The organism is Burkholderia sp. AU27893 (assembly GCF_002223205.1).
Classification (GTDB): Bacteria; Pseudomonadota; Gammaproteobacteria; order Burkholderiales; family Burkholderiaceae; genus Burkholderia.
Window position 1 is genome coordinate 415,435 of the sequence record NZ_NKFD01000005.1, and the last position, 13,700, is coordinate 429,134.

General features: G+C 68.1%; 14 protein-coding genes. 11 read left to right on the plus strand and 3 right to left on the minus strand.

What is annotated here, in order from left to right:
- Positions 1 to 17: 17 nt before the first annotated feature.
- Positions 18 to 3,257, minus strand: coding sequence for an efflux RND transporter permease subunit (locus tag CFB47_RS34110; RefSeq protein WP_089463861.1), 3,240 nt, complete (start codon positions 3,255 to 3,257; stop codon positions 18 to 20).
- A 205-nt stretch (positions 3,258 to 3,462) separates the two neighbouring features.
- On the opposite strand from CFB47_RS34110, the gene CFB47_RS34115 reads away from it, so the two are divergent.
- Positions 3,463 to 3,930: an MEKHLA domain-containing protein gene (locus CFB47_RS34115; RefSeq protein ID WP_089463862.1), complete on the plus strand. Its 468-nt coding sequence runs from the start codon at positions 3,463 to 3,465 to the stop codon at positions 3,928 to 3,930.
- Positions 3,931 to 4,166: 236 nt separating this feature from the next.
- The gene (locus tag CFB47_RS34120) at positions 4,167 to 4,472 is read left to right on the plus strand and encodes a DUF4148 domain-containing protein (protein ID WP_089464290.1); all 306 of its coding nucleotides are present in this window, start codon (positions 4,167 to 4,169) and stop codon (positions 4,470 to 4,472) included.
- A gap of 71 nt (positions 4,473 to 4,543) precedes the next feature.
- Here CFB47_RS34120 and ansP read toward each other — a convergent pair whose 3' ends face one another.
- Entirely contained in the window at positions 4,544 to 6,034 is a 1,491-nt protein-coding gene (ansP, locus tag CFB47_RS34125; RefSeq protein WP_089444063.1) for an L-asparagine permease, read from the minus strand.
- 458 nt (positions 6,035 to 6,492) lie between these two features.
- Here ansP and CFB47_RS34130 point away from each other — a divergent pair, with 458 nt between their 5' ends.
- From CFB47_RS34130 to CFB47_RS34155, 6 genes are all read left to right on the plus strand, one after another.
- Positions 6,493 to 7,299, plus strand: a complete 807-nt coding sequence (locus CFB47_RS34130) for a transporter substrate-binding domain-containing protein (RefSeq protein ID WP_046546696.1) — start codon at positions 6,493 to 6,495, stop codon at positions 7,297 to 7,299.
- An 89-nt stretch (positions 7,300 to 7,388) separates the two neighbouring features.
- On the plus strand, positions 7,389 to 8,075 hold the full coding sequence (locus tag CFB47_RS34135) for an amino acid ABC transporter permease (protein ID WP_089463863.1): 687 nt from the start codon (positions 7,389 to 7,391) through the stop codon (positions 8,073 to 8,075).
- Entirely contained in the window at positions 8,072 to 8,722 is a 651-nt protein-coding gene (locus CFB47_RS34140) for an amino acid ABC transporter permease (RefSeq protein WP_046546697.1), read from the plus strand. The genes CFB47_RS34135 and CFB47_RS34140 overlap by 4 nt, the downstream gene beginning before the upstream one ends.
- Positions 8,709 to 9,458 (plus strand): amino acid ABC transporter ATP-binding protein, encoded by a 750-nt coding sequence (locus CFB47_RS34145; protein WP_089460047.1) that lies wholly within the window; start codon positions 8,709 to 8,711, stop codon positions 9,456 to 9,458. The genes CFB47_RS34140 and CFB47_RS34145 overlap by 14 nt, the downstream gene beginning before the upstream one ends.
- A 173-nt stretch (positions 9,459 to 9,631) precedes the next feature.
- Entirely contained in the window at positions 9,632 to 9,922 is a 291-nt protein-coding gene (locus tag CFB47_RS34150) for a DUF4148 domain-containing protein (protein ID WP_089463864.1), read from the plus strand.
- Positions 9,919 to 10,188, plus strand: a complete 270-nt coding sequence (locus tag CFB47_RS34155; RefSeq protein WP_089463865.1) for a hypothetical protein — start codon at positions 9,919 to 9,921, stop codon at positions 10,186 to 10,188. The genes CFB47_RS34150 and CFB47_RS34155 overlap by 4 nt, the downstream gene beginning before the upstream one ends.
- Here the strand turns inward: CFB47_RS34155 and CFB47_RS34160 are convergent.
- Positions 10,116 to 11,258, minus strand: a complete 1,143-nt coding sequence (locus tag CFB47_RS34160; RefSeq protein ID WP_089464291.1) for an FAD binding domain-containing protein — start codon at positions 11,256 to 11,258, stop codon at positions 10,116 to 10,118. The genes CFB47_RS34155 and CFB47_RS34160 overlap by 73 nt on opposite strands.
- A gap of 466 nt (positions 11,259 to 11,724) precedes the next feature.
- On the opposite strand from CFB47_RS34160, the gene CFB47_RS34165 reads away from it, so the two are divergent.
- Genes CFB47_RS34165 through CFB47_RS34175 form a run of 3 tightly spaced genes read left to right on the plus strand, consistent with a single transcriptional unit; the run spans position 11,725 to position 13,686 of the window.
- A complete protein-coding gene (locus CFB47_RS34165) occupies positions 11,725 to 11,961 on the plus strand; it encodes a DUF1427 family protein (protein WP_089464292.1) in 237 nt (78 codons plus the stop codon).
- Positions 11,943 to 12,680, plus strand: coding sequence for a YoaK family protein (locus tag CFB47_RS34170; protein ID WP_089444071.1), 738 nt, complete (start codon positions 11,943 to 11,945; stop codon positions 12,678 to 12,680). Before CFB47_RS34165 ends, CFB47_RS34170 begins: the two co-directional genes overlap by 19 nt.
- Before the next feature lie 52 nt (positions 12,681 to 12,732).
- A complete protein-coding gene (locus tag CFB47_RS34175; RefSeq protein ID WP_089463866.1) occupies positions 12,733 to 13,686 on the plus strand; it encodes a VOC family protein in 954 nt (317 codons plus the stop codon).
- Positions 13,687 to 13,700: the final 14 nt, after the last annotated feature.

Here is a 13,700-nt window from a genome sequence, read left to right on the forward strand (position 1 = left end):
AAAGGGCGGCGGCGCGATCAGCCGAGCGCCGGCGTATCGGGGGTGGGCTGCGCGCGCCGTGCGGCCGCGGCCTCGCGACGCCGGTCGAGCCACGCGTGGACGAAGCCGAACACGACCGGCACGAACAGCAGCGTCGACACCGTGCCGAACGCGAGCCCGCCGATCACCGCGCGGCCGAGCGGCGCGTTCTGCTCGCCGCCGTCGCCGAGGCCGAGCGCCATCGGCAGCATCCCGATCAGCATCGCGAGCGCGGTCATCAGCACCGGGCGGAAGCGGCTGAACCCGGCGTCCAGCGCGGCCTGCCACGGCGGCGCGCCGCCGGCGAGCAGGTCGCGTGCCGTGTTCACGACGAGGATGCTGTTCGCGGTCGCGATGCCGATGCACAGGATCGTGCCCGTCAGCGCCGGCACGGACAGCGTCGTGCGCGTGACGAACAGCATCCACGCGATGCCGGCGAGCGAAGCCGGCAGGCCGCCGACGATCACGAGCGGGTCGAGCCACGACTGGAAATTGACGACCATCAGCAGGTAGACGAGCGCGATCGCGAGCACGAGGCCGCCGAGCAGTCCGTCGAACGACTCGTGCATCGCCTGCACCTGGCCGCGCAGCACGATCGACGAGCCGGGCGGCAGCTGCGCGCGGGCGTCGTCGACGAGTGTCGTCACGTCGGCTGTGACGCCGCCGAGGTCGCGCCCCTGTACCGACGCGAAGAGGTCGAGCACCGGCTGCACGTTGTAGTGCGACACGACCGCCTGCTGCGTCGTGCGCGAGAAGCTGCCGAGCGTGCCGAGCAGGTTCTGCGCGGGTGCGCCGGCCGCCGGGCCGCCGGCCGGCGTCTGCGGCGCGCGGGCGGTGCCGGCGGGCAGCGGCACGTTCGCGAGCGCCTGCAGCGAATTCACCGTGTACTGCGGCGTCTGCACGAGCACCGGATAGCTGACGCCGTTGCGCGGATCGAGCCAGAAGTTCGGCGTGGTCTGCGAGCTGCCGGACAGCGCGATCAACAGGTTCTGCGCGACGTCGCGCTGCTGCAGCCCGGCCAGGATCGCCTTGGTACGGTCGACGTTCACGTCGATCGCCGGTTCGTCGCCGGGTTGCTGGATGCGCGCGTCGACGAGCCCGCGCACGCCGCGCAGCTTCGCGAGCAGCGCGTTAGCGACCGCGCGGTTCTGGTCGAGCTGGTTGCCGACGATCTGGATGTCGATCGGCGCGGGCAGCCCGAAATTGAGGATCTGGCTGACGATGTCGGCCGGCAGGAACGCGAACGTCACGCCGGGGAACGACTGCGCGAGCACGTTGCGCAGCTTCGCGACGTACGCGGCCGTGGACGCATGGTTCGGCTTCAGCGTGATCAGCACGTCGGCGTCCCCGGTGCCGATCGGGTCGGACGCGTCGTACGTGAGGTTGATCCCGCTCACCGGCACGCCGATGTTGTCGAGCACGCCTGCGAGTTCGGTCGTCGGAATCACGTTGCGGATCTTTGCTTCGACTTCGTCGGTCAGCCGTGCGGTTTCCTCGATCCGCGTGCCGGTCGGCGCGCGCAGGTGCAGGCGGATCTCGCCGGTATCGACCGACGGAAAGAAGTCCTGGCCGGCGAACGCGAACAGGCCGGTCGATGCGACGCAGGCGAGCAGGAACGCGGCCGCAAAGCGGCGGCGCCGGGCGATCGCCGCGACGAGCAGCGCGCGATAGCGCAGCCGGACGGCCTCGAAGCGATGTTCGAACGCGGCCTGGAAGCGCACGAAGCGGGCGAACACGCCGCGCGGCGGCCGGCCGTGGCCCTTTGCGCGCATCAGCGCCATCGCGAGCGTCGGCACCAGCGTGCGCGAGAAGAAGTACGACGCGATCATCGCGAAGATCACCGCTTCAGCCAGCGGCACGAACAGGTAGCGTGCGACGCCGGTGAGCAGGAACATCGGCACGAACACGATGCAGATCGACAGCGTCGACACGAAGGTCGGCACCGCGATTTCGCCCGCGCCAGTCAGAATGGCCTCCTCGAGCGGCGCGCCCCCTTCGAGATGATGCGTGATGTTCTCGATCGCGACGGTCGCGTCGTCCACCAGGATCCCGACCGCGAGCGCGAGCCCGCCGAGCGTCATGATGTTGATGGTCTGGCCGAGCACGGCGAGTGCGAGCAGCGACGTGAGCACCGCGAGCGGGATCGTGATCGCGATGATCAGCGTCGCGCGCCAGCTGCCGAGGAACAACAGGATCATCAGCGCGGTCAGGCAGGCGGCGATCAGCGCTTCGCGCACGACACCCTGGACCGCCGCCTTCACGAACACCGACTGGTCGTCGAGCGGCGAAATGTGCAGCGCCTTCGGCAGCCCGGCCGCGATCTTCGGCAGCATCGCCTTCACCTGGTCGATGATCGTCAGCGTCGACGCGCTGCCCGTTTTCTCGACGGTCAGCAGCGCCGCGCGCTTGCCGTCCACGCGCACGATGTTGGTCTGCGGCGCGTAGCCGTCGCGCACGTGGGCGACGTCGCGCACATAGACGACGTTGCCGCCGCTCGTCTTCACCGGCAGGTCGTTCAGCGCGGCCACCGTCTGCGTGCTGCCGTTCATCTGCACGTCGTACTCGTGCGTGCCGATCTTCGCGGTGCCGCCGGGCAAGATCAGGTTCTGCGCGTTGATCGCGTTCACCACGTCGATCGGCGCGAGGCCCTTCGCCTGCAGCGCACGCGTGTCGAGATCGACGACGATCTGGCGGATCTTGCCGCCGAACGGCAACGGCACGGCCGCGCCCTGGACGGTCGCGAGCTGCGTGCGGATGAAGCTGTTGCCGAGGTCGTACAGCTGCTGCTCGGCGAGCGTGTTGCTCGACAGCCCGAGCTGCAGGATCGGCACCGTCGACGCGTTGTACGTGATGATGTTCGGCGGCAGTGTGCCGGGCGGCAGGATGCGCAGGATCGACGCGGCGTTGCTCGAGGCTTCCGCGATCGCGCGATTGATGTCCGCGCCGGGGTGGAAGAAGATCTTCACGACCGACACGCCGTTCAGCGACTGCGATTCGATGTGCTCGATGTCGTCGACGTCCGACGTGAGCGCGCGTTCGTAGTTCGACGTGATGCGCTTGGCCATGTCTTCGGCGGAGAAGCCGTTGTATGACCACACGATGCTGACGACCGGAATGTCGATGTTCGGGAAGATGTCGGTGGGCGTGCGCAGCAGCGCGAGCGGCCCCGCGATGAAGATCAGCAGCGCGAGTACGACGAACGTGTAGGGCCTGCGTAACGCCAGCCGGACGATCCACATGATGGTGCTCCTCGAAGCGGGGAATGGACGCGCATTCGATGCGACGAGCACGCAGTCTGCCGGCGCGGCGTTGACCCGATCCTGACTCGAAGATTACGACGCTGTTATCTGCGCGGGCGCGGCGGCAGGGCGCTGCTTCATCCATAATGTCCGGCGGCAAACCTTCGCTCATTCGCGTATCTCGCCGATTTCAGGAGCCAGACCGATGTCGTTGCGCACCGATGCAAACTTCTTCTCCCTTCTTGCCGACTCGTATCGCCGGCTCGTGAACCGGCCGCTCGTGCCCGACGGCATGAGCGCCTCCGACGGCGCCGCGTGGCTTTACGAGGCGGCGCCGTTCGGCATCCTCGCGCACGACACGTCGGCCGATCCGGTGTTCGTGTACGGCAACCGGCGCGCGCAGGCGATTTTCGAATACGACTGGGATGAACTGACGGCGTTGCCGTCCCGTCTGTCGGCGGAGCCGATGGAGCGACACGAGCGCCAGGTGTTTCTCGACAAGGTGATGCGCGACGGCTTCGTGTCCGAATACCGCGGCGTGCGCGTGACGAAGTCCGGCAAGCGGTTCTGGATCGAACGCGCGACCGTGTGGCAACTGATCGACGCGGAGGGCATCGTGCGCGGCCAGGCCGCGATGATTCCGGAAATACGGCCGCTCGACGTGCCCGCATGAACGCGATGCTCGACTGGCCCGCGCGTCGCGTTGCGGGCCCGCGCCGCGTGCGGCGAACCGGGTCGGCCCGCCCAGGACGGGCGCGGGCGGTCGGATAACGAAACCGTAATCGAAGCCTCACCTTCAGGAAAGCGCGCGAATCGCAGAATGAATCCAACTCTTCATCACATCGATGGGGAGCGGATGTCCGGCCTGATCCGCGGACGCGAACACGCCATCATTGAGAGGTGAACATCATGAACAACCTGATTCGTGCAGTCCTGCTTTCCTGCGCACTGAGCGCACCGATCGTCGCATTTGCGCAAACCACCGACCATGCGCTCACACGGGCCGACGTGCGCGCCGATCTCGCCCGCGTCGAACAGGCCGGTTATCGGCCGATCAGTAACGATCCGAACTATCCCGAGGACATCCAGGCCGCCGAGGCGAAGGTCGCCGCGCAGCAAGCGCAACCGGCCGCCGCACCGAGCGTCGCCGCAAAGCGCACTGATGCGCAATCGCTCGCGTCGCTCGACGAGCACCAGTTGTACGACCATCACTGAGCGCGATTGGCGACCGCCGTCCGCGGCCCGACGGCGGTTCCTTCGACGGACGGCACGCATGCCGTAGCGAGTCAGTCGTCGCCGTTCTCGAGCACGTTCTGCGTGAGCGCGATCGACGGAATCGTCGGCTTGAGCAACGCGCGGCGCGCGCGACGGCTCAGCCATTTCCAGCCGGCCACGAGCAGCAGCGCGACCAGCGGGATCGACGCGATCGTCCAGGTCCCGTTCGGGTAGTCGAATGCCATCAATACCAGCACGCCGAGCAGGAACAGCAGCGTGAGCCACGACGTCACGGGCGCGCCGGGCATCCTGAACGATACGTCTTCCACGTCGCCGCGCCTGACCGCGGCGCGGAACTTCATCTGGCACACGACGATGAAGCCCCATGTGCTGATGATGCCGAGCGACGCGATGTTCAGCACGATCTCGAACACGCTCGACGGCACCAGATAGTTGAGCAGCACGCCGACCACATAGATCGCGACCGTCACCAGAATGCCCGCGTACGGGACGGATTGCCCGCTCATCCGCGCGAGGAACGCGGGGGCCGATCCGCCCATCGACAGCGAACGCAGAACACGCCCCGTCGAATACAGGCCGGAGTTGAGGCTCGACAGCGCGGCAGTGAGCACCACCAGGTTCATCACCGAGCCGATGCCCGGCACGCCGAGCGCGCCGAAGAACGTGACGAACGGGCTCTGGCCCGCCTTGTACGCACTCCACGGCAGCAGGCAGACCAGCAGAACGACGGATGCGACGTAGAAAATCGCGATGCGCCAGATCACGTTGTTGATCGCGCGCGGCAGCACCTTGCGCGCATCCTTGCATTCGCCGGCGGCCGTGCCGACCAGTTCGACACCCGCGAACGCGAACACCACGCCCTGCACCAGCACCAGCGCCGGCATCAGTCCGTGCGGAAAGAACCCGCCGTTGTCGGTGATCAGATGCAGGCCGGTGCCATGGCCGGCCACCGGCATGCCCGTGCCGAGGATCGCCGCGCCGATCACGAGAAACAGCACGATCGCGGCGACCTTGATCAGCGCGAACCAGAACTCCATTTCCGCGAACCATTTCACGCCGATCAGGTTCATCGTCGCGACGATGCACAGCGCGACGAGCGCGAAGATCCACTGCGGCACGGCCGCGAACGGCGCCCAGTAATGCATGTAGAGCGCGACGGCCGTGATGTCGACGATGCCGGTCATCGCCCAGTTCAGGAAGTACATCCAGCCGGCGACGAACGACGCCTTCTCGCCGAGGAATTCGCGTGCGTACGACACGAAGCTGCCGCTGCTCGGGCGATGCATCACGAGCTCGCCGAGCGCGCGCAGGATCAGGAACGAAAACGCGCCGCAGACGAGATAGACGATCGCGAGCGCCGGGCCGGCGGCCTGCAGCCGGGCGCCGGCGCCGAGAAACAGCCCGGTGCCGATCGCCCCGCCGATCGCGATCATCTGCACCTGTCGATTGCCGAGGGTCTTGTGATAGCCGGCTTCGTGCGATTCGAGCCAGCTGCGTTTGTCGGTTTCGCCGGTTGTCGACGGGTCGGGAATCGATGCCATGACGGGTTCCTCGCGCAGGGAGGGGATGGGATTCATCCCGATCGCGGACGATCGGGACCACCGGTACCGGCGGGCCGGCGCGCGCAATCGAGCGCGCCCGTCCTGATGGCGGTTCGTCGGACGTGACGAAAGGCACGGTACGTCGCGAACGTATTCAGCCGTAATTCCGGTCACAAACGGAATGCAAATTTGGACTGGGCCTGTTCGAATCCATGCATAGGGTGTCGGCGCCGGGTGAACCGGATAGGTAATTTGGTGCGCCGGCGCGCGCTGCGGGGGCAACCGTTACCGACGGCGCCGGCTCATGCACCGAAATGAGGAATCCGGCGTATCGAAATTTCCGTCTGGCGCCGATGCGGCAAGCGTTTCACGGCGATGGCCCGGTTTTTGCTGGAATGGTGTCGGCCGCGCAATCGTTGCGCGCTGCCCGACGACATACCAGACAAGGAAGATTCACCGTGAGCCCGACGACCCGACCGTTCCCCCGACGCACCTGGCTGGCTGCGCTGCTCGCCGCCCCCGTGATCGCGCTGTTCGCCGCCGCGCCGGCCCACGCCGATGCGCTCGACACCATCGCGAAAAACGGTACGCTGCGCGTCGCGGTGCCCGAGGACTATCCGCCGTTCGGTTCGGTCGGCACGGACATGCAGCCGCAGGGCTACGACATCGACATGGCAGGACTCCTTGCCAAGGCGCTCGGCGTCAAGCTGAAGCTGGTGCCGGTGAACAGCGCGAACCGGATTCCGTACCTGACGACCAACAAGGTCGACATGGTGATTTCGTCGCTCGGCAAGACCCCGGAGCGCGAGAAGGTCATCGATTTCTCGAGCGCGTACGCGCCGTATTTCCAGGGCGTGTTCGGGCCGTCCGACGTGAAGGTGAGTGCGCCAGCCGACCTCACCGGCAAGACGGTCGGCGCGACGCGCGGCGCGCTCGAGGAGATCGCGCTGTCGCAGCTCGCGCCGAACGCGACGATCAAGCGCTTCGAGGACAACAACGCGACGATCCAGGCGTTCCTGTCGGGGCAGGTGCAACTGATCGCGGCCGGCAACATCGTCGCGGCGGCGATTCTCGCGAAGAATCCGCCGCGCCGCCCCGAGGTCAAGTTCGTGATCAAGAATTCGCCGTGCTTCGTCGGCGTCAACAAGAACGAACCGCGTCTGCTCGCGAAGATCGACGATGCGATCGCGCATGCGAAGCAGGACGGCTCGCTGGGCGAGCTGTCGCGCAAGTGGCTCGGCCAGCCGCTGCCGGCCGGGCTGTGACGTATCGCAGTGCAGCCTGACACGTCGCCGCGGCCCGCATGCCCGGCACGGCGCGTGTCGTTGTCCGAACCCGAATTGATCCCTTTCCCATGAGCTACCAGCTTCAATTCGGCGAGCTCGCCGACTACGCCGGCGTGTTCGCGAGCGGCGCGGCGATCACGCTCGCGCTGACCGCGGTCGCGACCGTGCTGGGCGTGGCCGTCGGTGTGCTCGGCGCGGCCGCGTACAGCGCCGACGCGCGCGCGGCCGTGCGCGTGCGCCCGCTGATCGGCGCGTACGTCGAGGCGATTCGCAATACGCCGTTCGTCGTCCAGTTGTTCTTCGTCTTCTTCGGCTTGCCGACGCTCGGCGTGCACATCGACGAATACACGGCCGCGATCCTCGCGATGACGCTCAACCTCGGCGCGTACTCGGTCGAGATCGTGCGTGCGGGCGTGGCCGCCGTGCCGAAAGGGCATCTGGAGGCGGCGTCCGCGCTGGCGATGTCGCGCGCGCAGATGCTGCGCCACGTCGTGCTGCCGCAGGCGCTCGCCAAGGTGTTTCCCGCGCTGTCGAGCCAGATCGTGATCACGATGCTCGGTTCGGCGGTCGTGTCGCAGATCTCGGTGGCCGATCTGACCTATGCGGCCGGCTACATCCAGTCGCGCAACTTCCGTGCCTTCGAGACGTACTTCGTGATCACGCTCGCGTATCTGGCGATGGCGCTGCTGATGCGCGCCACGCTCGGCGCGATGGGCCGCCGCCTGTTCTCCCGACGCGTGCGAGGTGCGCGATGACCGATTTCACGTTCGGGCAGATTCTCGCGAACCTGCTGCTGGCCGCGCGCTGGACGATCGTGCTGTCGATCGTGTCGTTCGTCTCCGGCGGCCTCGTCGGCCTCGGGCTGCTCGTGATGCGCGTGTCGAATTCGACGGCGCTGCGCGGCGTCGCCAAGCTCTATATCGAAGTGTTCCAGGGCACGCCGTTGCTGATGCAGCTGTTCATCGTGTTCTTCGGCCTGCCGCTCGTCGGGCTCGACGTTTCGCCGTGGGTCGCGGCCACGGCGGGGCTCACGTTCTTCACCAGCGCCTATCTGGCGGAGATCTGGCGCGGCTGTGTCGAGGCGGTGCCGAAAGGGCAGTGGGAGGCGTCGGCCAGCCTTGCGATGAGCTATGTCGAGCAGTTGCGTCACGTGATCCTGCCGCAGGCCGCGCGCATCGCGATCGCGCCGACTGTCGGCTTCGGCGTGCAGGCGGTGAAGGATACGGCGCTCGTGTCGATCATCGGCTTCACCGAGCTGACGAAGGCCGGTATCGCGATCTCGAACGCGACGTTCCGGCCGTTCGTCGTGTATGGCCTCGTCGCGCTGATCTATTTCGCGCTCTGCTATCCGCTTACCCGTTATGCGCGCACGTTGCAAAGGAGATGGCATGCCGCTCGTTGAAACCCGGGGTCTCGAAAAGAACTTCGGCACCCATCATGTGCTCAAGGGTATCGATCTGTCCGTCGAGCGCGGGCAGGTGGTGTCGATCATCGGCCGCAGCGGCTCGGGCAAGAGCACGCTGCTGCGCACGCTCAACGGGCTCGAGAGCATCGACGCGGGCACGATCTCGGTCGACGGCGAACGCGTCGATGCACGACATGCGGACTTGCGTGCGCTGCGGCTGAAGGTCGGCATGGTGTTCCAGCAATACAACCTGTTTCCGCATCTGAGCGCCGGACAGAACGTGATGCTCGCGCAGTCGGTGGTGAAGAAGTCGCACCCCCAGCAGGCGCGCGCGATCGCGGAGCTGATGCTCGAGCGCGTCGGCCTCGGCGACAAGTTCGACGCGTTTCCGGAACACCTGTCGGGCGGCCAGCAGCAGCGCGTCGCGATCGCGCGTGCGCTCGCGATGAAGCCGAGCGTGCTGCTGTGCGACGAAATCACGTCGGCGCTCGATCCCGAGCTCGTCGGCGAGGTGCTGGGCGTGATCGAGCAGCTCGCGCGCGAGGACATGACGCTGATCATGGTCACCCACGAGATGAACTTCGCGCGTGCGGTGAGCGACAGGATCGTGTTCATGCACCAGGGGCGCGTGTGGGAGACCGGGACGGCCGACGAGATCTTCGAGCGTCCGCAGACGGTGGAGTTGACGCGGTTTCTGGGCAGCGTGCGGAACCCGGAAACGGTTGCGCGCTGACCGACACGGCCCTACGGCTGGGCCGCGACTCGATGACAAGACCGTAATCGAAGCCTCACCTTCAGGAAAGCGCGCGAATCGCAGAATGGAGACCACTCCTCATCGCATCGATGCGGAGCGGAGGTCCGGCCTGATCTGCGGACGCGAACACGCCATCTCGAGAGGTGAATGTCATGAACAACCTGATTCGTGCAGTCCTGCTTTCCTGCGCACTGAGCGCGCCCATCGCCGCATTGGCGCAAACCGCCGACCATGCGCTCACCCGCGCCGACGTGGTCGCCGACCTGATCCGAGCGGAGCGCGACGGCACGCTGCCCACACCGAACTGGGACTATCCGCCGAGCGCGCAGACGATCGCGCGCAATCGCGAACTGTATGCGATCGCGCACGGCGAGCCGCACACCGCGACGGCGAGCGTGGGAACGCCCGCGGCGGCGCCCGTCTCGACGGCGAGCGCGCAATGAAGCGGGCCACGGTAACGGCACGCGTGGCGGGCCTGGCGCTCGCCGCGTGGCTCGCGGCGCAGGGCGCGCCGGCCGCCGCGCGCGGCCAGCCGCAACTGCCCGACGACGATGGCGGCCGCGCCAGCGTGCTGCGCGCGCTCAACCCGTCGAGCGAGGCGCTGCGCCGGCCCGCCGGCACGCGGCCGGCCCGCGTTCAGGCCGCGCCCATCAAACGGGCGCCCAGCGCGATGCCGCGCACGGCGATCACCGCGCTCGCGGCGCGCTGACGGGCGTCCCAGCCCGCCAGCGCGGCGTCGAACCCGCGGCCGTGGCCGACTTCACGCAGCGATTGCGCGAGGCCGACCGCATCGTCGGCCGCTTTCGCGACACCGGCTGCCGTGTGCGGGCGAACGAGGCATGCGGCGTCGCCCAGCAGCACCGCACGCCCCACCGCCATCCGTTCGACCGCGAGATCCTGGATCGCCTGCGCGAACGGCGCGGGTGTCGCGTCGACGAGCGCGGCGAGCGTCGGCGCGAGCATCCGGCCACCGGCGTCGACGAGCTCCGCGCGGCTGTCGTCGCGCATCGCGCCGGGCGGCAGCGACCCGTCGCGCTGCGTGCCGTCGCGCGCGACGAACAGCGACCGCAGCCGGTCGGGCGCGAGACGCCGGTACCAGACCCAGTTCACGCGCCGCTTGCCCGCCTCGATCGCGCCGTCCGCACCGGGCACCAGATAGGCGAGGAACAGGTGTGCGTCGCCTTGCTGGAACGTGAAGCGCTCGCGCAGCAGATACAGCACCTGCTCGGGCAGCACCCGCTCGTCGACGAGCCCGCGCCAGGCGACATAGCCTGCATACGTCGGCCGCACGTCCGGCATCAACTGGGCACGCACCGCCGAGCGGCCGCCGTCGGCACCGATCAGCAGGTCGGCCGCCTCGGCGTGGCCGCTCGCGAAATGCGCGACGATCCGCTCGCCGTCCTGCTCGAATCGCTCGAACGCGTCGCCCGCACGGACGACGCCGGCCGGCAGCGCGCGCTTCAACGCCGTGTAGATCACGTTCCACGCGGTCTGCGTTTGCGGCATCGCGAAGCGTTGCACGATGCGGTCGTGCGCATCGACGTAGATCCGGTCGATCGAATCGACGGCGGCCTCGCGCGGCAGCGGTACGTTGCCGAATGCGAACGCCCGCTCGATCGGCGGCTGCAGCACGATGCCGCCGCCGCGGCTGTCCAGGTCATGCGGTGATTGCTCGAATACGCCGACGTCCCAGCCGGTGGCGCGCAGGGCGGTCGCGGTGAACAGCCCGCCGACCGACCCGCCGACGATGACGGCCTTGCGGCCCGATCCGTGTTCCATCCGATGTCTCCCGATGATGGCCGAGCATAGGGCAAGCCACGGACGCAACGGTTGAATCGTTCTGAAGCGGCCTGATTCCTGATTGACAGCGTGACGCGTGCGCCGCCGCTCAACCTCGGCGCCGTTTGGCGGCGCGGCGGAGGCGCCGGATGCCACGCGGTGCGGTGCGGCCGGCGTGCCGTTCGGGAACGCGTCGACTTGCCGTTCGATTTCGGTGTCGAGATCTTCGGGCACCGGCAATCCGCATACCCGCTTGCGCACGCCGGGATGGAAGAGGCTCGCGTGCAGGCTCAAGTCCGGTTCGATTTCCGCGATGCGTTGCGCTTCCGACGCCACCGCTGCTTCAGAAGAATTCAGTTCGCCGCCATGACTTTCAGGTTCGCGCCCCCTAGTCTTGCTACCGAACCGCCGCAAGGGCCGGGCGCCGTCCGGCCGGCCCGGCGCGGCGGCGCAACCGGAACGGACCATGCCCTATCTGAACCCGCTGGGAGCTGGCATCGCAGTCGGCCTGCCGGACTACCGCGTGCGCGTGCAATCTCCCGCGTCGCTGCTGATCGCGCTGGCCGGGTTGCCCGGCATCGTGCTCGGCGAGCGTGCAATTCCGTTCGCGCAGGCGCGGTTGTGGCCGCCGGCCCCGCAGGTCCAGAAAGCGGACTCCACCGGCAAACCCACGGAAACCACGACATGCAACCTGGACAAGTAACGGCCGCCGGTGCGGCCGCGCCCGATCGCCTGCCCGGCGAGGACGTCTTTCTCGCATCGATCGCAGGCTATGTCGACACGCTCGGCTTCGTCGCGCTGTTCGGCCTCTTTACCGCCCATGTGACCGGCAACTTCATCCTGATCGGCTCGGGCCTGGCCGGGGTCGGGCAGGGGCTGCTGATCAAATGGCTCGCGTTTCCGGCCTTCATCGCCGGGATCGTGGCCGCCCGCCTGCTCGACCACCGGATGCGCGTGCGCGGTCACGGCGCGCGGGCCGGTTCGCTGTACGCGTTGCAGGCGATCCTGCTTGCCGGCTTCATGTTCGCGGGGATCGCGGCGTCGCCGATCGGCAGCGCCGACGCGCCCGCGACGATCGTCTGCGGGCTGCTCGGCGCGGCGGCGATGGGCGTGCAGAACGCGCATGGCCGGCTGACTGCGCGCTCGGTGGTCGCCAACACGGTGATGACCGGCAACGTCACGCAGGCCGTCATCGATGCGTTCGACTGGCTCGTGCCGATCGCCGCGCCGGCCGAACGGGACGCCGCCCGCGCGCGGCTGCAACGCACGCTGCCGCCGGTGGCCGGTTTCGCGCTCGGCGCGGGCGCCGGCGCGACGGCGTACCTGTATGCCGCGTTCTGGGCGCTCGCGCTGCCGCTCGCGGTGCTGGGCTTTCTCACGTATCGATCCGCACGCGCGGCCGAGCTGCCGGCCGCGCGCTGAACCCGTTTTCGCGCGCGGCGTGCCGCCGTGCGCCACCTTCAAGGAGAACCCGATGATTTCACCGAACCTGCGCCACGTGCTGCGCATGACGACTGCGTCTGCGGCGATGCTCGCCGCGTTGCTGGCCGCCGTCCCGTCGCATGCCGACGAAACGCATCTGGACGACACGGCGCGCCAGCCGGCCACCGCGCGCTTCCCGGCGGTCGCGGTCGGCCCGCAGTACGACACGACGCACGTGTGCGTCGCGCCGGAGGACTTCGACCGCTTCACCGACAGCTTCGTCGCGACGTTCGGCGGCAAGAAGTCGAAGCAGGGCGTGTTCCAGGTCACGCCGACGCCTAGCCAGACGATGTCGCAACTGGTGCTCACGCCGGTCGGCACGATCTCGGTGTTCGGCTTCAAGACGCCGATCCCGTATCCGTTCTGCGAGGAGCGTACCGGCTATCTGGTGACCGACATGGACGTGGCCGTGAAATCGGCGCGTGCGCATGGCGCGGACGTGGTCGTCGCGACGTTCCCCGATCCGATCGGGCGCGACGCGATCATCCGCTGGCCGGGCGGCGTGAACATGCAGCTGTACTGGCACACGCAGGCGCCGAATTACGACCCGTTGCAGACGGTGCCGGAAAACCGCGTGTACGTGTCGCCGGAACGCGCGGGCAAGCTCGCGCACGACTTCGCCGCGTTCTCGCACGGCAAGATCGTGTCGGACGTGCGCAAGGCGCCGGGCATCGAGATCGGCCGGCCGAACGACACGTACCGCCGCATTCGTATCGAATCGGGCTTCGGCAAGATGACGGTGCTCGCGACGGACGGCCATCTGCCTTACCCGTTCGGGCGCGAGATGACCGGCTATGAAGTCGCCGATCTGGCCGCGACGCTGAAGCAGGCCGAAGCCGCGGGCGTGACCGTGCTCGTGCCGCCGTTCACGTCGGACGGCCGCGACGCGGCGCTCGTGCAGTTCCCGGGCGGCTACGTCGCCGAAATCCACGCACGGTCGAAATAACGGTGCGCCGGCCG

Bases quoted from the DNA above. Each gene is read 5' to 3' on its own strand.
- CFB47_RS34160 (WP_089464291.1), bottom strand. From the start codon at position 11,258: ATGGAACACGGATCGGGCCGCAAGGCCGTCATCGTCGGCGGGTCGGTC.
- CFB47_RS34165 (WP_089464292.1), top strand. From the start codon at position 11,725: ATGCCCTATCTGAACCCGCTGGGAGCTGGCATCGCAGTCGGCCTGCCG.
- CFB47_RS34145 (WP_089460047.1), top strand. From the start codon at position 8,709: ATGCCGCTCGTTGAAACCCGGGGTCTCGAAAAGAACTTCGGCACCCAT.
- CFB47_RS34120 (WP_089464290.1), top strand. From the start codon at position 4,167: ATGAACAACCTGATTCGTGCAGTCCTGCTTTCCTGCGCACTGAGCGCA.
- CFB47_RS34170 (WP_089444071.1), top strand. From the start codon at position 11,943: ATGCAACCTGGACAAGTAACGGCCGCCGGTGCGGCCGCGCCCGATCGC.
- CFB47_RS34150 (WP_089463864.1), top strand. From the start codon at position 9,632: ATGAACAACCTGATTCGTGCAGTCCTGCTTTCCTGCGCACTGAGCGCG.
- CFB47_RS34175 (WP_089463866.1), top strand. From the start codon at position 12,733: ATGATTTCACCGAACCTGCGCCACGTGCTGCGCATGACGACTGCGTCT.
- CFB47_RS34110 (WP_089463861.1), bottom strand. From the start codon at position 3,257: ATGTGGATCGTCCGGCTGGCGTTACGCAGGCCCTACACGTTCGTCGTA.
- CFB47_RS34115 (WP_089463862.1), top strand. From the start codon at position 3,463: ATGTCGTTGCGCACCGATGCAAACTTCTTCTCCCTTCTTGCCGACTCG.
- CFB47_RS34140 (WP_046546697.1), top strand. From the start codon at position 8,072: ATGACCGATTTCACGTTCGGGCAGATTCTCGCGAACCTGCTGCTGGCC.
- ansP (WP_089444063.1), bottom strand. From the start codon at position 6,034: ATGGCATCGATTCCCGACCCGTCGACAACCGGCGAAACCGACAAACGC.
- CFB47_RS34155 (WP_089463865.1), top strand. From the start codon at position 9,919: ATGAAGCGGGCCACGGTAACGGCACGCGTGGCGGGCCTGGCGCTCGCC.
- CFB47_RS34135 (WP_089463863.1), top strand. From the start codon at position 7,389: ATGAGCTACCAGCTTCAATTCGGCGAGCTCGCCGACTACGCCGGCGTG.